This window comes from Pedobacter sp. WC2501 (genome assembly GCF_052682415.1).
Genome location: NZ_JBQZFI010000001.1, coordinates 463,865 through 485,513, shown reverse-complemented (window position 1 = coordinate 485,513; position 21,649 = coordinate 463,865). Strand labels below are relative to the sequence as shown.

General features: G+C 39.2%; 17 protein-coding genes. 8 read left to right on the top strand and 9 right to left on the bottom strand.

Annotation, left to right across the window (positions count from 1 at the left end):
* The first annotated feature begins 33 nt into the window (after positions 1-33).
* The 3 genes from ppsA to ACUN24_RS02120 all read left to right on the top strand — a co-directional run bounded on the left by ppsA (position 34) and on the right by ACUN24_RS02120 (position 5,815).
* On the top strand, positions 34-2,655 hold the full coding sequence (gene ppsA, locus ACUN24_RS02130) for a phosphoenolpyruvate synthase (RefSeq protein WP_445561045.1): 2,622 nt from the start codon (positions 34-36) through the stop codon (positions 2,653-2,655).
* A gap of 262 nt (positions 2,656-2,917) precedes the next feature.
* Positions 2,918-5,053 carry a DPP IV N-terminal domain-containing protein gene (locus tag ACUN24_RS02125; RefSeq protein ID WP_445561044.1) on the top strand — a complete coding sequence of 712 codons (2,136 nt, stop codon included), beginning with the start codon at positions 2,918-2,920 and terminating at the stop codon, positions 5,051-5,053.
* 90 nt (positions 5,054-5,143) lie between these two features.
* Entirely contained in the window at positions 5,144-5,815 is a 672-nt protein-coding gene (locus ACUN24_RS02120) for an epimerase (protein ID WP_445561043.1), read from the top strand.
* Between the two features lie 88 nt (positions 5,816-5,903).
* Here the strand turns inward: ACUN24_RS02120 and ACUN24_RS02115 are convergent, their stop codons facing one another.
* A complete protein-coding gene (locus tag ACUN24_RS02115) occupies positions 5,904-6,662 on the bottom strand; it encodes a M57 family metalloprotease (RefSeq protein ID WP_445561042.1) in 759 nt (252 codons plus the stop codon).
* A 310-nt stretch (positions 6,663-6,972) separates the two neighbouring features.
* On the opposite strand from ACUN24_RS02115, the gene ACUN24_RS02110 reads away from it, so the two are divergent.
* On the top strand, positions 6,973-7,290 hold the full coding sequence (locus tag ACUN24_RS02110) for a hypothetical protein (RefSeq protein WP_445561041.1): 318 nt from the start codon (positions 6,973-6,975) through the stop codon (positions 7,288-7,290).
* A 180-nt stretch (positions 7,291-7,470) separates the two neighbouring features.
* On the opposite strand, the gene ACUN24_RS02105 is transcribed toward ACUN24_RS02110, so the two are convergent.
* Positions 7,471-7,650, bottom strand: coding sequence for a hypothetical protein (locus tag ACUN24_RS02105; RefSeq protein ID WP_090765130.1), 180 nt, complete (start codon positions 7,648-7,650; stop codon positions 7,471-7,473).
* Between the two features lie 229 nt (positions 7,651-7,879).
* Entirely contained in the window at positions 7,880-8,581 is a 702-nt protein-coding gene (locus ACUN24_RS02100) for an SAM-dependent methyltransferase (RefSeq protein ID WP_445561040.1), read from the bottom strand.
* Positions 8,582-8,860: 279 nt separating this feature from the next.
* Here ACUN24_RS02100 and ACUN24_RS02095 point away from each other — a divergent pair, with 279 nt between their 5' ends.
* Positions 8,861-10,477 carry a DUF6600 domain-containing protein gene (locus tag ACUN24_RS02095; RefSeq protein WP_445561039.1) on the top strand — a complete coding sequence of 539 codons (1,617 nt, stop codon included), beginning with the start codon at positions 8,861-8,863 and terminating at the stop codon, positions 10,475-10,477.
* A 276-nt stretch (positions 10,478-10,753) separates the two neighbouring features.
* On the opposite strand, the gene ACUN24_RS02090 is transcribed toward ACUN24_RS02095, so the two are convergent.
* Positions 10,754-11,380, bottom strand: coding sequence for an HAD family hydrolase (locus tag ACUN24_RS02090; protein WP_445561038.1), 627 nt, complete (start codon positions 11,378-11,380; stop codon positions 10,754-10,756).
* 79 nt (positions 11,381-11,459) lie between these two features.
* Here ACUN24_RS02090 and ACUN24_RS02085 point away from each other — a divergent pair, with 79 nt between their 5' ends.
* From ACUN24_RS02085 to ACUN24_RS02075, 3 genes are all read left to right on the top strand, one after another.
* Positions 11,460-11,687, top strand: a complete 228-nt coding sequence (locus tag ACUN24_RS02085; RefSeq protein ID WP_134204220.1) for a YtxH domain-containing protein — start codon at positions 11,460-11,462, stop codon at positions 11,685-11,687.
* Positions 11,688-11,750: 63 nt separating this feature from the next.
* Complete coding sequence (locus tag ACUN24_RS02080; RefSeq protein WP_445561037.1) at positions 11,751-13,151, top strand: MBL fold metallo-hydrolase RNA specificity domain-containing protein; 1,401 nt, start codon at positions 11,751-11,753, stop codon at positions 13,149-13,151.
* Positions 13,152-13,327: 176 nt separating this feature from the next.
* The gene (locus ACUN24_RS02075) at positions 13,328-14,014 is read left to right on the top strand and encodes a class I SAM-dependent methyltransferase (RefSeq protein ID WP_445561036.1); all 687 of its coding nucleotides are present in this window, start codon (positions 13,328-13,330) and stop codon (positions 14,012-14,014) included.
* Positions 14,015-14,087: 73 nt separating this feature from the next.
* On the opposite strand, the gene ACUN24_RS02070 is transcribed toward ACUN24_RS02075, so the two are convergent.
* From ACUN24_RS02070 to ACUN24_RS02050, 5 genes are all read right to left on the bottom strand, one after another.
* Entirely contained in the window at positions 14,088-15,227 is a 1,140-nt protein-coding gene (locus tag ACUN24_RS02070; protein WP_445561035.1) for a M28 family metallopeptidase, read from the bottom strand.
* Positions 15,228-15,800: 573 nt separating this feature from the next.
* Positions 15,801-16,739 (bottom strand): DUF6607 family protein, encoded by a 939-nt coding sequence (locus ACUN24_RS02065; protein WP_445561034.1) that lies wholly within the window; start codon positions 16,737-16,739, stop codon positions 15,801-15,803.
* An 8-nt stretch (positions 16,740-16,747) separates the two neighbouring features.
* On the bottom strand, positions 16,748-17,968 hold the full coding sequence (locus ACUN24_RS02060) for a PepSY-associated TM helix domain-containing protein (protein WP_445561033.1): 1,221 nt from the start codon (positions 17,966-17,968) through the stop codon (positions 16,748-16,750).
* A 78-nt stretch (positions 17,969-18,046) separates the two neighbouring features.
* Positions 18,047-18,757 (bottom strand): DUF4198 domain-containing protein, encoded by a 711-nt coding sequence (locus tag ACUN24_RS02055; protein ID WP_445561032.1) that lies wholly within the window; start codon positions 18,755-18,757, stop codon positions 18,047-18,049.
* A gap of 66 nt (positions 18,758-18,823) precedes the next feature.
* Positions 18,824-21,241, bottom strand: coding sequence for a TonB-dependent siderophore receptor (locus ACUN24_RS02050; protein ID WP_445561031.1), 2,418 nt, complete (start codon positions 21,239-21,241; stop codon positions 18,824-18,826).
* Positions 21,242-21,649 lie beyond the last annotated feature (408 nt).

Sequence of the window (21,649 nt, the reverse complement as noted above, 5' to 3'; positions counted from 1 at the left end):
CAAAATTTCTACCAAATAAGAACAACAAAATAAATGAGTACATACGCAATTTGTTTTCAGGAAATCGACAGGTCTGATATTTCAGGCGTAGGGAGTAAGGCTGCAAATCTTGTCAAACTATCCAGAATTGAGGGGGTACAAGTGCCCGATGGATTTTGTATAACAATCGAAGCTTATAAAAAAATAACAGCAAACAATGAGCAGCTTACTGGTTTATTGGATGAATTGAGTCAGCTTAAAACAAGAGACCTGGATTCGATTGGTAAAACGAGTGCAGAAATACGTACACTTATCGAAAACATATCCATTCCGGACGATGTAAGGAAAGAGATTGAAAGTTATCTTACTAATTTTTACGAACAGGAATCTTTTGCTGTCAGATCGAGTTCGACTGCAGAAGACTTACCAACAGCATCTTTTGCAGGGCAACAGGATACCTATTTGAATATCATCGGGAAAACAAATATTCTTAAGCATATCAGCAAGTGCTGGGCATCATTATTTACGGATAGAGCTGTAATTTATCGCATTCAGAACGGATTTGATCACCGTAAAGTTCAATTGTCTGTCATTGTGCAGAAAATGGTTTTTCCGCAGGCTGCAGGAATTTTATTTACAGCAGATCCTGTTTCTGGAAATCGAAAAATGTTATCTATTGATGCCAGTTTTGGGTTGGGTGAGGCACTGGTTTCAGGCCTGGTTAATGCCGATAATTATCAGGTAAGCAATGGTACGCTTATCCATAAAAAAATATCAGCCAAAAAACTTGCCATTTATGCTTTAAAAGATGGAGGTACTGAATCTCACAAGCTTTCGGCAGAAGCTCAAAATAAGCAAGTGCTAACAGACGAACAGATTTTACAGATGGAGCAATTGGGCCGAAAAATCGAAGTACATTTCGGCCAACCACAGGATATCGAATGGTGTTTGCTTGATGAAATCTTTTATATTGTTCAGAGCAGGCCAATTACCACATTATACCCCATCCCTGAAACAAATGATGCTGAAAATCGTGTATTTATATCTGTGGGTCATCAGCAAATGATGACAGATGCCATGAAACCATTAGGGCTATCATTATGGCAATTAAGAGCGGCCAGGCCCATGTTTAGTGCCGGCGGAAGGTTGTTTGTTGATGTAACGGATAATTTGGCTACACCAGTTGGTAGGGAAAGTTTATTAGATGCGATGGGCCAACATGATCCGCTTATTAAAGATGCATTGATCACCATTACAGAACGTGGTGATTTCATTAAACCGTTACCAGACGATGGAAACGAACCGATGCTGGTTAAAAGCACTAAGGGCATGTCGGCTGCTGCTATTTTGGCACAAATAGGAAATGACCCCGCTATTGTCGCCGACCTGATTAAACATAATCAGACATCAGTAGAGGCACTGAAGAAAAATATCCAAACGAAATCAGGAACGGAGCTATTTGACTTTATTCTGGAAGACATTGAGCTATCGAAAAAGATGACCTTTGATTCGAAACATATTAATGTAATCATCGCTGCAATGAACGCCGCATCCTGGATCAATGAAAAGATGAATGAGTGGTTAGGCGAAAAGAATCCTGCAGACACACTGTCTCAGTCGGCGCCCAACAATATTACTTCAGAAATGGGTTTGGCACTATTGGATGTTGCAGATATAATTCGCCCTTATCCCGAGCTAATTAATTACTTAAAAGAGGCAAAGGAAGATGATTTTTTAGATGGACTGATTCAATTGGATGGCGGAAAGGAAGCTCAGGATGCTATTTATGCTTATCTCGAAAAGTATGGAATGCGGTGTGCCGGAGAGATTGATATTACGAATACACGTTGGAGCGAAAAACCATCAATACTCATTCCCTTGATCCTTAGTAATATCAAAAATTTTGAGACCAATGCCAGCAAACGAAAATTTGAGCAGGGGCAACAGGAAGCTTTAAAAAAGGAAAATGAATTATTGTATAAATTGGCGTTATTGCCAGACGGCGAACAAAAAGTAAGGGAAACAAAACAAATGATTGGCTTGCTCCGGAATTTTGCTGGTTATCGCGAGTATCCAAAATACGGAATCGTTAACCGTTTTTTCATTTATAAGCAAGCCTTAATGAAAGAAGGTGAACAGCTCTTAAAAGCCGAAGTAATTAATGAGAGAGAAGATGTTTATTATCTCAACTTTCATGAATTACATGAAACGGTAAGCACCAATAAATTAGATATTCAGCTTTTAAATAAACGAAAAGAAGTATTTAAACAGGAAGAAAAATTAATTCCACCCAGGGTAATTACATCCGACGGAGAAATTATAAGGGGTAAATACAAACGCGAAAATCTTCCTGACGACGCCATTATAGGTTTAGCTGTTTCCTCCGGTGTGATTGAAGGGCGGGCTCGCGTTATCTTAAACATGGAAGATGCCAATCTGGAGGATGGAGATATACTCGTTACCCCATTTACCGATCCTAGTTGGACGCCCTTATTCGTTTCCATAAAAGGCCTGATTACCGAGGTTGGTGGATTAATGACGCATGGAGCTGTAATTGCAAGAGAATATGGCTTGCCAGCAGTAGTGGGGGTGGAAAACGCGACTAAACTGATCAAAGACGGACAACAGATCAGGGTTAATGGAATAGATGGTTACGTTGAGATACTGGAAATTTAATAAACGATAGGATTATTCGGAAGTTCGATGTTGGAAGTTAATGTATGAAGATAGACGGCTAGCGTTGTGTCCGCATGCGCGTTCTCTTAGCATTCTTCGGTTAAGAGAAAGTGTAGTTTAGTCCCCAGGTCAGTTATCTGAAAGTCTGAAGTAATTTATCTGGTTCTTTGCACGTTCCTCTGCGCCCTATGCCCATTTTGTATCACGATTAATACCAATCATTTGCCAAAACAGTATTATTTTTATCGCAAGATTAACTAACATGATAAATAAATATTGGCTTACTGTAACGGCTTGTACTTTGGCCATAACAGCAAATGCTCAGCAAAAAGCTTTAACCGTTAGCGATTATGAAAGAGCGGAAAGTTTTATGAGCTACAACACCGCAAAGTATATCGACCATGCCAACGTGCAGCCGAACTGGCTTGAAGGCGATAAATTTTGGTACAGCACAAAAACCAATGGTACCGAACAGACTTTTCTGGTAGATCCTGCAAAGAAAACTAAAACACCCACTACTGATTATAAAGGTGGCGAAATGCCATCGCGACGTATGGGCGGCCGAAATGAGGTAGTATCACCTGATGGAAAAAAAGCTATTTTAATTAAAGATTATAATCTTTTTGTGAAAGATTTGGCCTCTGGCAAATTAACACAACTCACCACCGATGGCATTAAAGATTATGGTTATGCTACCGATAATGCAGGTTGGAAACACAGCGATGCGCCAATTTTGCGTTGGTCGCCTGATTCGAAAAAGATAGCTACTTTTCAGCAAGATCAAAGAAATTCAAAAGATATGTATCTTGTAACCACTAATGTGGGCGCACCAGTATTAAAAGCATGGAAATATCCTTTGCCTGGTGATAAAGAGATCGCGACTATCAGAAGGGTGATCGTTGATGTAGAAAATCCAAAAGTAATTTCGCTTAACATTCCTGCAGATCAACATCGTGCAACTTTAAGCGATGACATTTCGAGCAGCGGTACTTTTGATGATATCGATTGGAAAGCTGATGGATCTGAGGTGGCATTTGTGTCTACCTCCCGCGACCATAAAAACGAAAAATTCCGTATTGCCAATGCAACAACCGGTGCTGTGAGGGAAGTTTTCGAAGAAACGGTAAAAACACAGTTCGAATCGGGTCAGGGCGCCATTAACTGGCGTTATCTTCCGGCATCGAAGGAAATCATCTGGTATTCGGAAAGAGATAACTGGGGACATTTGTATTTATACGATTCCGGTAACGGAAAATTGAAAAACCAGATCACTAAGGGCGATTTCGTAGTTACGCGATTGGTTAAAGTAGACGAAAAAGCACGTACCCTTTATTTCTTTGCCAATGGCCGCGAAAAAGGTAATCCTTATTTCAGTTACCTGTATAAAATTGGTTTCGATGGGAAAAATTTAACCCTTTTAACGCCAGAAGCCGGTAATCACCAGGTAGTATTTTCTCCATCTTTCAACTATTTTGTAGATAGTTACTCGCAGCCAGATGTACCAGCAGTTACCGTTTTAAGAAGCATTGACGGAAAACTGATCAATACTTTAGAAAAAACTGATGTTTCGAGATTAAGCGCCACAGGTTGGAAAGCACCAACTCCGGTTTTAGTGAAAGCAAAAGATGGTAAAACAGATATCTATGGTCTGGTTTTTACACCAACAAAAATGGATGCCAGCCAGAAATATCCCGTTATCGATTATATTTATCCAGGTCCGCAGGGCGGTAGTGTAGGCAGTTGGGCATTTGCGGCTTCGCGTGGCGATAACCAGGCCTTGGCCGAACTGGGTTTTATCGTTGTGGTAATAGAGGGAACCAGTAACCCTGACCGTTCTAAAAGTTTCCACGACATGAGCTACGGCAACATGGCAGAGAATACCTTGCCAGATCAGATTGCAGCCATCAGGCAGCTTTCAGCAAAATATCCTATTGACACTACAAAAGTAGGTATCTGGGGTCATTCTGGTGGTGGTTTTGCTACTGCTGCTGCGATGTTCCGTTATCCCGATTTCTTCAAAGTAGGAATTTCAGAATCAGGTAACCATGACAATAGAAACTACGAAGACGATTGGGGCGAACGTTACAATGGTTTGGTCGAAAATTCGGATTATGAAGCGCAGGCCAACCAGAACTATGCTAAAAACCTGAAAGGAAAATTGATGTTAGTACATGGTATGATGGATGATAACGTGCCGCCATACAATACGCTACTGGTAGTAGAGGCACTCGAAAAAGCAAATAAATCTTTCGACCTTGTGATTTTTCCAAACAGTGCACATGGTTATGGTACTTATTCTCCTTATATGATGCGCCGCCGTTGGGATTACTTTGTACAAAACCTTTTAGGTGCAGAACCACCTAAAGATTACCAGATGAAAGGTCCAACAGCAAGATAATATTATAAGAGCAAATTAACAGTTTGCTCTTTTTGTATATTGTGCTAAACAATGCCACTTTTAAGCGGTTTAATTTGTAAATCATTAATCATGGGAAAAACCAGAGATCAAAACAACGTTATTATTACCGGTGCTACTGGGATGGTTGGAGAAGGGGTATTGATGCAATGCCTAAACAGTCCCGAAATTAATAGCGTTTTAGTGATTAACCGCAAACCTTGTGGTTATAGCCATCCAAAGCTGAAAGAGATTATCCATCCTGATTTTTTCGATTTCTCGAAGATAGAAAGTCAGTTAACGGGTTATAATGCCTGTTTCTTTTGTTTAGGCATTACTTCAGTAGGTGCTGATCAGGAAACCTATTATAAAATGACCTATACACTCACTATGCATGTTGCGCAAACATTGAGCAAACTCAATAGTGATATGACTTTTTGTTATGTTTCTGGTGGGGGAACTAATGCGCATAGCCGTTTGAAATGGGCACAGGTAAAAGGCAAAACAGAAAGCGATTTAACAAAATTACCTTTCGAACAGGTTTTTAATTTTCGTCCGGGTTTTATCAAGCCTTTGCCAGGCCAGAAATATGCACATAAATTCTATAAATATATTAACTGGTTATTTCCGATTGGTAGGGCGGTTTACCCCAGTGGTTTCTGTACCATGGCTGAACTGGGACAGGCGATGATCAATACCTTGAGCCATAACGACGAAAGGCGGATTTTAGAGGGAAGAGACATTATTGCCTTATCAAAAGAATAAGCCCGGATGCTAAAATGAGCTCCCGGGCTTGTTAATGATCAGCTCCTTAAAAACTAGTTTAGGTTTGTTTAGTTGTTTTTAGCAAATTTTAATATAATACGGCAGTAGCATCTTTATCTTTTTGTGATAATACTGTGGCGCCTGATCCGCATTGACCACCATTCATGATCGATGATGCATCGGTTCCGGTTACGCCAGGTACATTTGTTGCACTTGATTCACCGATAGCAGCCCAGTTAGTATGTCTGAATGAGATACAGTGACCAAACTCGTGACAAATTGTTCTGGCACGTTGTGCAAAAGAATTACCTGCAATGTAATTTTTATTGATTTTAACCAAAGCGCCTGCACTTCCTCCCGAAGGGAACTGTCCCTGGCCGCAAACACCATTTCCTAAATTTTCATTTTTGATCAGAATGTCATAAGGTGCAGTTGTTACAACGCTAAAGCGTAAGGTCGAATTTGGAACAGCATTCCATTGCGCAATAGCACTATTGATCTCACTGCTCATAGAGGTCATAGATGCATCTACAAAAATCCTGATATTCAATTTTTTCGTTGCATTTACGATACTTCCGGTATAATACTGTTCGGTTTTTAGCCCCGTATTTGCAGGGATTTCCATGTTTTTAGGGAAGGTAATATCTTCCTCAACAACATATTCATTTCCATTATCAACAATACTTGTTGAAGGGAAGCCCAGGTCTTTAATGTACTGCAAAACTTTGTCGGTATTTTTTACTGTTTCTTGTGGTTCGGTGGTTGATGATTCTTGATTTTTTTTACAGGCTGCAATTACCATTACAACCAATGCAACGATGGCGATCTGTTTTAGATTTTTTTTCATAAGGTTTAAGTTTAGTTAGTCCGTTAAGCGCTGATTAAACAAATGTAACAGAACGTGTTACATTATTTTTTGCCTGCAGGATAATTTTACACGAAAACTTAAGTAATATGCTCTGTAATGTTCTAAAGTGATATATGTATTTGAAAATTTACACTAAGGTCTGTTTTATTTATAATATTTGAGTTGAATAAGGGATTTTACAGAAAAACAAGGTTAATTCCCATATCGCTTACCAATCAAAAAAAGTGTACTACCAGTTAATTCTTCTTACCTTACCAAATTATGGCCAAAAAGCCCAAAATTTTATAGTATGCAAAATGAGAGTATAGCCTTACAGGCAAAAGTGTTTTTATACCATTTAAATAATGCTAACAACGAAAATGGTTTTCGGGCTACAGAATCGTGGAAATTTAGCCAGGTAAGTGAGGAGGGAAAGGCCGCGATAGAGCACGATTTCTTCCCTACAGTTTCCTGTCATATAGATCCCAAAAAGATACACGATTTTACAGCGAGTGTATTATCGCAGCTTAAAGAGCAGCCCAAAGTTAATGTGCCCAACCTTAATGTTAGTATCGAAACCGGATCTGAATATTTTATTGCCTTTTCTCCTGACAGGGTGATCAGATAAGATTGGTATTGCGCGAAGTAGATTATGGCAGGTCGAATTTTGCCCTGCCTAAACTTCCGTTGGTAGAAGATGCAATATATATCATTGCTACAGAGGGCTATTATCCCGGGCATCCCATGGATTAGGGATTTATGAATAACAAAAAAGGTGATGATCTTGCAAGATCATCACCTTTTTTCATTATTTCTTATTATCGTATTTCCGCTGATTGTCCTTGTTCGAAGTCTGATCAGATCGTTGTCCCCCGCCGTTGGTAATGCCCTGGATTTTTTTATCGGTTTTAACATCATGATTTGCCCGATCTGCTATTGAACTGCCCTGAACTGTGGGGTTGTTTTTTGGTGTGCCCGTATTTTTCATAATTATAAAATTTAGTGAATAATATTACAGAACGCTACATTAACAACCAATCTGGTGCGGGATATGTTTTGATTTTTTCAAAGTCGTTAGTTAATGCGGTTGCGATAACCCATAGTAGTAGGATTGCTTTGTCGGTTGAAGGGCTCTCTCGCAATGGCGATTTGGCTATGAACTATTAAACTATCACCCATTGACCAATGAGCCAATGGCTACTGAACGAATGAACAACTTAGTACAACAAAAATATAGTTGGCTGTTTATGCAGGTCTATTTCCTCTTTTCGCCAATTGTAAACACTTTGGGTCTTAATAAATTCATCTGCTGAGGTAAGATTGCTAGCTACACATACCTGTGTATTGGGCTTGCAGCTTTTCAGCACTTCTTCAAAAAGCTGGTTATTGCGGAAAGGTGTTTCGATGAATATCTGTGTTTGTTTATAGCGACTTGCTGATAAATCCAGGTCTTTAATCCGTTTGGTTCGTTGCTCTTTATCGATTGGTAAATATCCCCAAAAGGCAAAACTTTGTCCGTTAAAACCCGATGCCATTAAGGCCAGTAAAATCGAGCTTGGACCAACCAAAGGAACTACTTTAATACCGCGTTTATGTGCTTCGGCAACAATATCGGCTCCTGGATCGGCAATGCCAGGGCAACCCGCTTCGCTCATCAAACCTACATCTTTTCCGGCATTAAGCTCTGCAAAAAACTGACCTAAATCGGTGCGGTTATGTTTACCGTAATCGTGTACGATCAGATCTTTTTGAGGAGTTTTTAATCCAGCTTCCTTTAAAAACTTACGGGCTGTTTTACTGTTTTCTACAATGTAGGTATCAATCTGGTTAATGGTATCAACCAAATAAGGAGTAAACGTTTTGTGTGCTACCTCTTCAGCCAATGGTACGGGAATAAGGTATAAAGTGCCTTTTTGCATGCTACAAAAATACTCACAATAAATAGAATTTAAGTTCTAAAGTTTGCTGTATTAGCAATATAATCTCTTTTGTAAGCAAAGGTGTAGCAAATTTTATTTCTAACTGACTAATTTTCTGCACAATTAAACTTCACTTAAAACGTTAAATATTAGTTAAATATGCCCTGCAACGCAATATTTGAAGGAAAACGCTAAAACTATGCTTGCATATTAAACCTTCTTTAATTTTGGTTCTCTAATTGATACACACACATTAGGTTATTAAAAATAAACACACAAATGAAAACACTGAAATCTACGGCACTTGTGCTGGGGCTCTTTGCGCTCCTTGCCGGAACCACAACCCTTGTCAGGGCACAAGACTATCAAAACGATTACCAGAATGATGGTTACAGTACTGGCAATATCTCTTTACAGACTTTTTACGATGAACTTTCGCCTTATGGTACCTGGATTCAGGATCCACAATATGGTTATGTTTGGCGTCCGGATGTAAATCAAAGCGATTTTCGTCCATATTACACAAACGGGCGTTGGGCAATGACAGAATATGGCAATACCTGGGTTTCTAATTACGATTGGGGCTGGGCACCTTTCCACTATGGCCGTTGGGTAATTAACAGTTACAGGCAATGGATCTGGTTACCTGATACCAATTGGGGGCCAGCCTGGGTAGATTGGAGAAGTGGCGATGGTTATTACGGATGGGCACCTATGGCACCAAGTATCAGCATTAATTTAAGCTTTGGCCGCCGTTATGCGGTACCAGAATTTTGCTGGAACTTTATTCCACAACGTAATATTTATATCAATACTTTCCCAAGATATGATTACGGTCGCAATAATGTATATATCCGCAACACCACCATCATCAATAATACTTATGTATATAACAGAAGAACTTATTATGGCGGTCCAAGGGTTGAAGATATCAGACGTGCCACCAATAGGGATGTAACAGTTTACCGTTATGCGCAAAGTTCAAGACCGGGCGCAAGCAGGGTTGGTGGTAGAGAGGTTTCTATTTACAGACCAAGACCTGAACGTAATGCGGTAGATAATCGTAATGCTGCACCAAGAAGATTTGAACAAGGTAATGCTGGTATTAGCAGAGGCGGAAGAAACGAAGGGTATACCAATCGCGATCAAAGAGGCGGTAATCCAGGCAATAACGACAACCGTTTTGGATCAAGAGATAATCGTACTTCTACACAACCAGATAGAAATAATGGCACGGTAGGCAGAGATAATAATAATCAGCCTAATAACAGGGGCGAGGCTTATAACAGGGATGCAAACGGACGTATTAGTCGTGGTGGCACTAACGGAATTGATAACGGGAACAGGCAGGATAATGCAAATCGTGGCCAGGATCAGCAACGTTTAGATCAGATCAGACAGCAGCGTAATCAAGACCGCATGAGCGTCGATCAACAACGTAACCAACGTAATATGCAGCCACAGCAGCAAGGTCAGAATGATCAGCAACGTGCTCAAATGGATCAGCAAAGAGCACAACGTAACGAACAGGTGCAGCAGCAACGTACTCAACAGGCTCAACAACAACAGCAAGAAAGGGTTCAACGCGATGCTCAAGCTCAACAACAACGTAATGAGCAAATGCAGCAGCAGCGTGCGCAACAAGCCCAGCAGCAACAACAAGAAAGAGCACAGCGCGATGCACAGGCTCAACAACAACGTAATGAACAGGCACAACAGCAACGTGCCCAGCAAGCACAACAACAGCAACAAGAGCGTGCACAACGTGATGCTCAGGCTCAACAACAAAGAGCTCAACAGCAGCAACAAAGACAAGAACAAAGAAGAGAAGCTCCGCCTCAACAACAAAGAGGTGGAGGTGAAAGTGGAAGACCATCAAGAGGTGGTAGAGGATAAATGGAAAGTCCCGATGAAAATCGGGACTTTTTTATTGATTAACTTTTCTGAAGTGTGCTTAGATACCTAAAGTGGTCATAACAATTAGAAACTGTTTTAGTAATATCTGGTTTTTAAGCATTTCATTTTAATGTTGACCACCTGAGTCACCTTAGAACATTTAAGTTTTAAGTACGATTGTCATCCTTTGAGTACAGCTTAATGAGGGATTTATATAAGTTAGCTTCCGATATTTAGATTTCTCGGCTACGTTGCACTCCGCTCGAATTGACGTAACTAAGCTTGACCTGCCGCTGCATGCAAATTACTTAAATCATTCCCCCTAAAAGTGCTTTTGGCATTTGGGTACAGGTTTTCTGGATCGAGTAAAAAAGTGCTGATTCCCAGTTCCAGTCCGAATTTAGTTTCCGATTCGGCATCATCGCCAATAATTAAAATATCATTTTTGTCAAGTTGATGTTGATCGATCAATGTTTGAAAAGTTTTTTTCTTGTTAGCTATAGAAACATCTACTACATGCACTTCTTCAAAATCATCTGCAATGCCCAGCATCTTTATTTTTGAAAGCTGTTGTTTTGGAAAACCGGCCGTTACAATAAATTTCCGTCCGATTAAACTTTTGATATGGTGATAATCGTCGCTCGGTTTTAAAGGCTTGGTTACTTCTCTGTTTTGGAGATAAGAAATCACATCAGGCATTACTTCTTCTTTAAAACCGTATTTTTTAGCCACTTTCAGAAACGGCGTTTTTAACATTTCCTGTTTGGCAAGTTGAAAATGGTCTTTGCTAATGCCTAAATCCACACTTTCCAAGAAACGGTATAATTCGGCCATCAACTGTTCTTCGTTCGGCTTGGTAAAATAAATGGTATTGTCCAGGTCTATAAAAAATATGCGCTTCATTGTGGTTTGGTTTTTGTAAGATAAAAAAAATAAAAACACCTGTGGGTTAAATATGTTTAATAAGTAAATTACTAAGATCATGAAAAAAGAGACAAAAATTATAGTAGGCGTATTAGCCGGAGCAGCATTAGGAGCAACCATCGCATTGGCATTATCATCAGATTCGAGCAGCGATCTGAAAAATAAAGTATCAGATTTTTTTGCTGATCTTTTAGATGCTTCTAAAGATAAATTAGCAGGTTTGGCAGATAAAGCCACAAGCGTTGCAGATAAGGTTAAAGATAAAGTAGCAGAAATAAATGCGTAAAGAATTGGAAGTGCCGGAAATATCCGGCATTTTTATTCTATATATTTTCTAACCAACATCTTGATGAACATTGCTTTTCATGGTGCCGCCCGTACGGTTACGGGGAGTAAGCACCTTATTACCTTAAAAAACGGTACCCAGATATTATTAGATTGTGGCTTATTCCAGGGAATGGGTCATGTTACCGATAAATTAAACGATTACTTTGGTTTCGATGCCAAAAAAGTTACCTACCTCGTTTTATCACACGCCCATATTGATCATTGCGGTTTATTGCCCAAACTGGTTGCCGAAGGTTTTGAAGGTAAAATTTTCTGTACCCCGGCTACAATGGATCTTGCCCGCATTTTAATGATGGATTCTGCCAAAATCCAGATGCAGGACGCTGAATATGCAAACCGCCACCTCCGCCACGGCGAAGAAATGGAAGAAGCGCTTTATACAGAAGATGATGTTATTAAAACACTTAGTCTGATGAAGATTGTGGAGTATGAAGAAGATTTTGAAATTGAACAGGGAATACACTTGAAATTTACAGATGCTGGTCATATTTTGGGCAGTGCTGCAGTCCACCTTACGATTACCGAAGATGGCAAACCAACCCGGATTACATTTTCGGGCGATGTTGGCCGCTATGGTGATCTGCTTTTAAAAAATCCCCAGCAGTTTGATCAGGCCGATTATATTCTAATGGAATCTACTTATGGCGATTCACTGCATAAAGATCTCGATCCGATCGAAGATCTGCTGTTGGAGATCATCAACAATACCTGCAAAGTAAAAAAGGGTAAAGTAATTATTCCGGCATTCGCCGTAGGCCGCACACAGGAACTGCTTTATGCCTTAAACGGATTGGAACTAAAAGGTAAATTACCTGATATTCCTTATTATGTAGATAGTCCGTTATCGTCAAAAGCAACAGAAATCCTTAAAAGCCATCCTGAAGTATATAATAACGGGGTTAAAGAAACCTTAAAAATAGACCATGATGTATTCGGATTTAAGGGCTTGCGTTTTATTGAGAGTGTAGAAGAATCGAAAGCTTTAAATGAAGATCCAAGGCCATGTGTAATTATTTCGGCATCGGGCATGGCAGAGGCTGGTCGGGTAAAACACCACATCAGAAACAATATTGGTAACCAGAAAAATACCATTTTAATGGTGGGTTATTGTGAACCAAATTCACTCGGTGGCAGGTTAATTGCCGGACAAAAAGTAGTTGAAATTTTCCGTGATGAATATGATGTTAAAGCTGAAGTACAATCGATAAAATCGATGAGTGCACATGGCGATTATGAAGATTTATTACACTTTTTATCTTGCCAGGATCCGGCGAAAGTGAAACAATTGTTTCTGGTACATGGGGAGTATGAGGTACAACAGCATTTTGCCACGAGGTTAAAAGATAATGGTTTTAAACATGTAGCCATACCAGAATACCATCAGGTGTTTGAGTTGGAGTAACGATTAATCGTTGGTCTGGATTTATAATCCAGACCGTTTGAGATTTCAATTTGATTTTATAAGAGTAACAAATCTCCTAGTCGGGATTACAAATCCCGACCAACTGCGGACAATGCACAGCATGGCAATTTTCCATCTTCCCTCATACCTCTTCCATTTTCCTTATCTTTGCTCCCATGGATGTTTTTGGTAAAGCGCTAACAGATATTTATAGAACGGGAGAGGCAGAAACTCTTTGGCTGCACAATTCGTATGGTGAGCCAGAAGAAATGCCTTTAGAATTTTTCTTTCGTGATGATGAAGATATGCCTGTTTTAGAACTTCAGGCTTTGCACATGTGCAGTGGCAAGGTGTTGGATATTGGTGCTGGTGTAGGTAGTCATGCCCTGCTTCTACAGGCATTTAATATTGATGTTACGGCTATTGATATTTCTGAAGCAGCGGTGAGCATTATGAAAGACCGTGGTGTGAAAAAAGCATTCGTACAGGATGTTTTTACCTATGAGGAGAAGTTCGATACCATTATCATGCTCATGAACGGTATCGGCCTCACTGGAACTTTACCTGGGTTTAAAAATTTTCTGATCAAATTAAAAGACCTCATCAACCCAAATGGACAGGTAATTTTCGATTCTTCTGATATTGCTTATTTATACGAAGATATGCCTAAACCAGAAAACCAATATTATGGCGAGGTATCTTATCAGTACGAATATAAAGGCGAAAAAGGCAACTGGTTCAACTGGATTTATATAGATGAAGAAACTATCAAACGTACTGCAAACGAAACTGGATGGAATGCTGAATTGATTTTTGATGATGGAGAAGATCAGTATTTGGTAAAACTAACTTTAACGGCATAATCAAAAAACTAATTCTTTAGGCTTCTGCAGATACTAAACGAGAAATTACATTGACTAATCCAAAAAAGGGCAGCTATTCCATTAGTTTTTGATTAAAGCCAACGATCAATTTAAATAAATCTTTGTACTCGGTAAGGGGCAATGTTTCGGGTTTATCGAATATGTCATGATAGGCAGATGGGCCACCCTGGGTGTAGATAAAAAATGCAGGAACACCTTTTTCAGTAAAGAAATAATGATCACTGTTGGCTGCTTTACCTCTCGGGTTTATTTTGGAGATATACTGATTTTTATTGTTAATGGCGTTGAGCATAGCAAATGCTTTAGGGTAAACAGATGCATTAACAACGGTCATCCCAGCTTCGCCTGTTCCAACCAGATCGAGGTTGAGGAGGAATTTTATCTTACTTAAGGGAACCAAAGGATTTTCTACAAAATATCTTGAGCCCAATAATCCAGCTTCTTCGCCAGCAAAACAGATAAAGCCAATAGAAAAGGGTTGGGGATTGGCAGCGTAATATTTGGCTAAACTTAATAGGGTAGCCACGCCAGCCGCGTTATCATTTGCTCCAGGGAAAAAGGTATCAGCCCCCATACCACCCAAATGATCGTAATGTGCGGTAATGATTAAAATGGAATCGGGGAATTTAGTACCCTTTACTAAGCCGCAAACGTTTGCCGCCTCAAAGTTTGGAATGAATTTGTTTTCAATATCAACACTGATTTCTTTCGGTATTGCGGTAAAGGTCTTTTTATTGAGCTGAATGGTGGTTACTTCTCCAACTTCGGTAGCTACAGACCAGGTTAATTTATCTTTTAGTGAAACATTTAATGAAGGTGTAGCCTGGTAATTAAGACTATCAATCGGAGTTAAACGTGCCGTTTGTTTAATGCCAGGACTCTCATTGTTTACGATGAAATCTTTGCCAGGAATAAGTTTTTTGCCGTTAATGGCTACCATCATTTTTCCGGGAAAAGTATTTACAGGGAAATTAAAAGACTGTTTATATGCTATACCCATCGGTAATAGCCCAATTTTTTGATAAGCCGCTACGAGGTAATCTGCAGATTTTTTCATCCCATCCCGCGTATATCCTCTGCCCCAAAATTCTTTTGAAGTAAGGGTGTTGATTATCCTTCTGGTATAGGTAGAATCTTGTGCGAAACTGTACTTTGAAAAGAGAAAAAATACAATTAAGAAGAAAAATCTCATATCAAATATTGAATCGTATTGGGTATTACTCTGTTTTGGGTAATTGTTTTGGTTGATCAAACAACCTGAAAATAGCATATGAAAGCGGAATAATAAGTGTTATGGTAATTTCCTTTGCCTGGAAGTTAAAATTTAAAAATAGAATTGACAATGCACATAGTGTCCAAACAATGCCAGCCGCCAGAAAATAGTTTTTGAAAAAGTTCATGAGATTAATATTAGATATTTGCTAAATATAGAGCATAATTGAGATTTTTACAAGCCTTCTGGCTTTATGATAGGTAAAACCTGCTTGTAAAGCTTGACTAACATAGTGTGTTTAGTACCGACAATTACAGGCCTAAGTTAAATAAACCTGATCAAGCGTAAAGCCCAGAGCGAGCCACGAGTGAGGACTTGAAGCGATAGCAGGTCTTTAGCAACCGAAGCGCGCCAAACTTTAATTTTCACAATAATATTGACCACCTAAGCCACTTTAGTACCTCTAACTGGGGATATCGTTTAACAAAAAATGGTTGACAGTTAATAGACCATTGCCATTAACCATCAACAATTCATTATAATTTAACTGCTTTACTTTACCAGATAAGGCTGTAAAGCGGTTTTAATTTTTTCTTTGTTCTGGTTTGCTGACCATTTTTCTTTAATAGATTGATCGCCCAAGCTAAAAAGTGTTTCGTAAAGCAATTTGCCATTGGCCATGGTTTGTACTTTGAAAGTGTTTTGAGATCCGATAATATTGGCCCAAACGCCACGCACATCAGCCCAGTAAGATTTTTGGCTGGCCCACCATTTTTGTGCATTAGCGAAAGTTTTAGGGTCTATTTTGGTGAATTCCTCATAGCCTTTTTCAACGGCTAAAAGTTTATCGCCACTGGCAGAGCGCACAATTTTTTTATTGTCCTGCTCAAACATCCAACCATCTTTGGTAATCGTTATTCTGCTGCCGCGGTTTAATACATTGTAATCTTTACGTACGGTAGATTCTCTTCTCGGAAGTGGAGAATCGGTTTCGCTCGACCAAGAATCGTGACCGCCAACATGGCTCCAGGTACCGTAACCTTGGTAACGTGGACTATCATCAACCTGATAAACTTTTTGGGTCCATTTGCCTTTTACATCTGCTGGTGTTAAATTGCCTTTTTTCCATGCATTACCTTCTGTATAAAGCATAATGTCGGTATCTTCATAAGTCCAGTCCTGACGCCAGTGTTTAATAACCGTAGTATCGTTAATGGCCAGCATGTGTTGTATCACAATTCTTTTAGGTTCGTCAACAATAATTTCGGCCCATTCGTTACCATGGCTTTCGTAAGGTTTGCTGAATTTGTAATTTGGATCAGGTGCGGTTACTTCGCCATAATTGAAATTCACCTCATAAAAACCGGCTAAAGATTTTATTGCTTTCCGATCCTTCTCTAGCTTTTCTTCCGGCGAGTCAACTTTTGTTTGCGCATTAGTATTAAGGGTAATTAAACCGCTTAAGACTAAAAATAGATTTAAAAATTTCATGTTTATTATTAATTAGGATGTACTTGTTTTTCCGCCATTGCGGGATTTTTTTTCTTTTTTCCTTTTCCCCACCAGATAATAAATCCGGTTATAGGTAAACTTGCTGCAATAAGACTGGCAAAAAATGCCATTATTTTTCCGGGAAGGCCTAAAATAGCTCCAACGTGGATATCGTAGTTCATGCCAATTACTGTTTCACCTCCGTTTTTTTCTGATTGATTTGTTCTATGTAATAATTTGCCCGAGTACTGATCGAACTGTAAAATATCATAATTCCAGTAAGTTTCTTCACCACGGTAACCTGTGGCATAAATAGTTGCTGTACCGCCTCCCGCTGGTGACATACCAATACGATCTTCGTTTTTAAAAATCTTTTTGGCCTGATCAAAGGCAATATCGAATGGAACAGCATTACTGGTTTTTGTTGAGTCAGATTTTATTTCTACCACTTTTGGTGGGGTAGTGGTTCCTGATGCGACAACATAAACTGCTCCCTGAAACCATTGAAAAGCCCACACCAAGCCCGTTAAAGCCAGCATCAGGCATATAATCATGACATAAAAGCCCAGTACATTGTGCATGTCGTAATTAATACGTTTAAATTTGGCTTTCCACTTTACTTTAAAACTCTTATCGAAGTTTGATTTTTTGAGGTTTTTAGGCCACCACATCACCATGCCTGAAATGAGCAGGAACACAAAAATAAAAGTAGACCAACCGATAATTTGTTGGCCAATGGGATGATTGATCAGCAAACTCCAATGAATCATTTTAACCACTGCAAAAAACTCATATTTATGATCGGCCACCAAGGTTACTTTTCCTGTGTAAGGGTTTACCAGTACCAGATCGTAATAATCAACTGAATCGAAGTACCAGAAAGCCTTAGGATCACCAGCTTTATAAGTGCCAAATTCCCATGCCCTTTCTGGGGCTTTATAAGTAGAAATAAAATCAATTTTCTTTTTATTTCCCAATGCTTTTTCGGCATTGGTTTGCAGCAAACTTAATGGCAGGGTTTTAAGGTTTGATGGAACATCAACAAAATATGCTTTGCGGTGGATCAGCTCAGTAATTTCCTTTTGAAAAACATACATACATCCGGTAACGCCCAACATCAATACGATCAGGCCGGATATGATGCCTAACCACAGGTGCAGCCAGTCACTAATCCGTCGTAGTCGCGATTTTTTGTTTTTTGAATTTATTGATGGTTTTATTGATGTCATTTAGTAAGCTGTATGAATAAAAGAACCAATTAGTCTTTTTCGAGACTAATTGGCTTTAAATTTTTTTAAAATTTACGACTACTTAACCTTAGTAGTATAGGTTACTAAATGCCAAACTTTATCGTAATCTTTTCCATTTAATTTTCCAGGTGTTTTATCTTCTGTAAAGGCTTCCAGAAAATAATTTCCCTTTTGTTCTGGCTTGAAAGTGAATTTTCCTTCTGCATCGGTTTCGGTAGGCTGTGCTTTTCTTTCAGCATTTACAACCGTTAACTTCTGTTTTGCAAAAGGTGTTTTGTTATAAATTACCTGATGAATTGATGTTTCACCTACACTTAAAGCATGCTTATCTGGTCTGATGGTTAATGCTGCGGTAGCGGGGAAAGCGCTGTTAATTTTTGCGTTTCCTACTGCAACATCTGCAAAAGCATAATATTCAATTTTAGCTTTTTCATATATGTCAGCAACTTCATGAACCACAGAAAGTTTATAAGTACCTTCCTGATCTGGAGTGAAGCTTGCTTTAAAGAAACTTACATCGGCAGCAGAAGCTAAAACTTTCGTTGTTCCGTTTGGAGCAGTTAGAACCAGTTTAAAATCTTTTAAGTTGCTAAACCATTTTGCGGCAGAATCAGGTTCATTGCTTTCGTATTCTCCGAAGAAAACTTTCACTTCCTGTACCTGCCCTTTTTTGCCTGTTGAAGCTGTTTCTATCCATAAAGCATGTGCAAATGCACTCGAAATGCTAAAGGCTAGAAATAAAAATAGTAATGAGATTTTAGTTTTCATGTTTTCTGGTTGGGTTTTAAAACCAGGAGAAACTGATCTGATCCAGCTTCTCCTGATTAATTTAATTTAAAATTTATAGGCTACGCTTACTCTGTAGTTTCTTGGAGCTTCGGCCTGCCATGAGTAAACCGGTTGGCTGTAAGTTGGTGCGTTCCAATAGTTGGTATAATACGCGCCGCTGTATAAATACTTATCCAGAATGTTAAATACATTTGCAGTGACTTTTATTTTTTTATTCGACCAGAATAAACCTCCATCAAGTTTAAAATAGTCGGGAAGATTCTCATTTGCATTTTCACCACTGTAGGTGCCAACAGCCCTGTCGACAAGATAGGTAAAGCCTCCTGAGATGCCGAATCCTTTAAGCGCTCCGTTCTGTAATGAGTAGGTTAACCATGCGTTAGTGGTATGTTTTGAAAAACCCGGTACCACCTGACCAACATAAACGCCTTCAACGCCATCTGTTACCTTTGTTACTTTCGCATCGGTATAGGCATAGTTTGCAATTAAGTTTAATCCTTTGGCCAATTCGCCACGAATATCAAATTCTACGCCCTGGGCTCTTTTTTCGCCAATTACGATGCTAAAAGTTTCTCCTGCCTTATTACTAGGATCGCCTGTAATCTCGTTTTGTTTGGTAATCCTGTAAAGAGATAGGGTAGTATTCCAGCGGCCATCAAACCAGTCTTTTTTGATGCCAAATTCTTTATTGTTACCGGTAATGGGTTTTGCGGTACCACCATCCCGGAAAAAGCCGGTCTGTGGAGTAAAGGCCTCATCATAAACGGCGTAAACAGAGGTGTTTTTATCAACCGATACACTTAAACCAACCCTAGGGGTAACGTGTTTTGCTTTGTCTGCAGGGCTGCCATAGGCTGATTGATTAACATAGGTGTAACGGCCAGCAAGTGTTAAACGAACAATATTATCGAAAAATCCTAATTCATCCTGCACATAACCGCTCAGGTATTTTTGATCCATTAAACCGCCTGCTGCAATTGCCCTTTCTTCTAACGGAGTAGTACGGTCGAAATTTGGATAACCATTTGATGGGAAGCCATAATTAGGGTTGTATAAATTAAATGGAGAACTGGCCAGGTCTAAATCGTGAGATTGACCCCAATCGGCTATATAATTTTTCTTACCCCCATCAAAACCAGCTAAAATACGGTGTACAATACCTCCGGTTTTAACTGTTCCGTTCACAAACAACTGAGCTAACTTCATGCTGCTTTCAGCATCCCAAATACCAACATTACGAATGATAGTGCCATTTGGATATACCGCCGATGGCCATGAGCTTGAACCATTTTGTAAATATTTGTAATAAGCTGCCTGAGCAGTTAATTTCCAATTTTGACCTAATTGTTGTGTTAGGTTCAATGTTATACTGTGATCGTTGATTCGGGTGGGTTGTACCCCAGGTTGTGTTAAGGTAAATTCTCTTGGTAAGCTGGCATACCCGGCGGTATTAAAAATGTAATAAGAACCCACTTCAGTCATTTTTGCATTTTGCAAAGTATATTCTGCTGTTAGCTTAGTGCTTGGCGTGATCTGATAGCTCAGTACAGGTGCAAAACTATAACGGTCATTTTTTTCGTATGGTCTAAATGAAGCTTTGTTTTGCGCCGCAGCGTTTAAACGGAATAAGAATTTACCATCTGCTGTTAGCTTATGGTCAAGATCAATTGTTGTACGGTATAAATCGAAGCTTCCGGCAGTAAACGAAACCTCTCCCTGGTTTAAACCAGTAGGCTTTTTGGTTACCACATTATACATTCCGCTTGGATCGCCATTGCCCAGCATAAATCCGGCAGGACCTTTAACAAACTCAATATGGTCAACAAAGCTCATATCTTCCGTCAGTGGCCCCCAGTAAGAAGAAACCACATTAAAACCATTACGCATGGCCTGAATTTGCGATCCGCGCATTAAAATATTGGTGTACATATCTCCCCAGTGTTCAAGGCGAACTGCACCACTTACATTTCTAATCAACCCATCGCTCATGCTAATGATCTGCTGGTCTTTAAGGATTTGATTACTTACGATCTGAATATTTTGTGGCGCCTCTAGTAACGGCTCGTTTAACCTAAGTGTAGCAGAAGGTAAACTTACTTTGTATTTTTGATTAATACCTGCTATTGTAATTTCCTCCAGCGCCTGGTCATTTTCTTTCAAAACGAAATCGATAACTTTCGTTTCTCCTGCCGCGATTGTAACGCTTTTTTCTGAGGCATCGATACCAACTGCTGAAGCTTTAATTATATAAGTGCCGGCTTTAACACGGTGAATGGTGTATAAGCCATTATCATCTGATATAGTGCCCTGCCCTCTGCCCTTTAATCCAATTGAAATATAGGGCGCTGGTTTTCCGTTAGAGGTGGTAACCGTACCCCTAATTGTCGAAAACTGCTGGGCAAATGAGATTATACTGGTAAAGGTTAATAGAAATACTAAACAGGATAGTTTGATTTTAAACATGATAATATTTATTTGGATTAATTCTAAACAACTGCAAAATAACGTTAGAAAATTGTATAATCCAAATTATTTTGAACTATTCTAAATAGGGTGCGCTAGTAGGTGTTTATGGAAAGTTTTAGTTCTGTATCTTTTTGTACTAAAAGATTAGTTTAACGTTTTAGATGCTATTTTCCGTGGATTTTCCTTTGATATTTTCTTATCAAAATCTATCAGCTAACTAATTAGCTTAATATATTCCAAAAATGACTAAAAATATGGATCATTTGGCTTGAATGTGAGATTTGGGTCAATAGAAGAGTATTTTAAATTGCAAAAGTCATGTATTTAAAAGCTAAATGTTAACCACCTATTAAATATGTAACATCAACAACAGATTGGGGATTTTTAATGTATTACCGTATTCCA

Excerpts from the sequence above, each read along its gene's own strand:
- ppsA (WP_445561045.1), top strand. The coding sequence starts at position 34 with ATGAGTACATACGCAATTTGTTTTCAGGAAATCGACAGGTCTGATATT.
- ACUN24_RS02125 (WP_445561044.1), top strand. The coding sequence starts at position 2,918 with ATGATAAATAAATATTGGCTTACTGTAACGGCTTGTACTTTGGCCATA.
- ACUN24_RS02120 (WP_445561043.1), top strand. The coding sequence starts at position 5,144 with ATGGGAAAAACCAGAGATCAAAACAACGTTATTATTACCGGTGCTACT.
- ACUN24_RS02115 (WP_445561042.1), bottom strand. The coding sequence starts at position 6,662 with ATGAAAAAAAATCTAAAACAGATCGCCATCGTTGCATTGGTTGTAATG.
- ACUN24_RS02110 (WP_445561041.1), top strand. The coding sequence starts at position 6,973 with ATGCAAAATGAGAGTATAGCCTTACAGGCAAAAGTGTTTTTATACCAT.
- ACUN24_RS02105 (WP_090765130.1), bottom strand. The coding sequence starts at position 7,650 with ATGAAAAATACGGGCACACCAAAAAACAACCCCACAGTTCAGGGCAGT.
- ACUN24_RS02100 (WP_445561040.1), bottom strand. The coding sequence starts at position 8,581 with ATGCAAAAAGGCACTTTATACCTTATTCCCGTACCATTGGCTGAAGAG.
- ACUN24_RS02095 (WP_445561039.1), top strand. The coding sequence starts at position 8,861 with ATGAAAACACTGAAATCTACGGCACTTGTGCTGGGGCTCTTTGCGCTC.
- ACUN24_RS02090 (WP_445561038.1), bottom strand. The coding sequence starts at position 11,380 with ATGAAGCGCATATTTTTTATAGACCTGGACAATACCATTTATTTTACC.
- ACUN24_RS02085 (WP_134204220.1), top strand. The coding sequence starts at position 11,460 with ATGAAAAAAGAGACAAAAATTATAGTAGGCGTATTAGCCGGAGCAGCA.
- ACUN24_RS02080 (WP_445561037.1), top strand. The coding sequence starts at position 11,751 with ATGAACATTGCTTTTCATGGTGCCGCCCGTACGGTTACGGGGAGTAAG.
- ACUN24_RS02075 (WP_445561036.1), top strand. The coding sequence starts at position 13,328 with ATGGATGTTTTTGGTAAAGCGCTAACAGATATTTATAGAACGGGAGAG.
- ACUN24_RS02070 (WP_445561035.1), bottom strand. The coding sequence starts at position 15,227 with ATGAGATTTTTCTTCTTAATTGTATTTTTTCTCTTTTCAAAGTACAGT.
- ACUN24_RS02065 (WP_445561034.1), bottom strand. The coding sequence starts at position 16,739 with ATGAAATTTTTAAATCTATTTTTAGTCTTAAGCGGTTTAATTACCCTT.
- ACUN24_RS02060 (WP_445561033.1), bottom strand. The coding sequence starts at position 17,968 with ATGACATCAATAAAACCATCAATAAATTCAAAAAACAAAAAATCGCGA.
- ACUN24_RS02055 (WP_445561032.1), bottom strand. The coding sequence starts at position 18,757 with ATGAAAACTAAAATCTCATTACTATTTTTATTTCTAGCCTTTAGCATT.
- ACUN24_RS02050 (WP_445561031.1), bottom strand. The coding sequence starts at position 21,241 with ATGTTTAAAATCAAACTATCCTGTTTAGTATTTCTATTAACCTTTACC.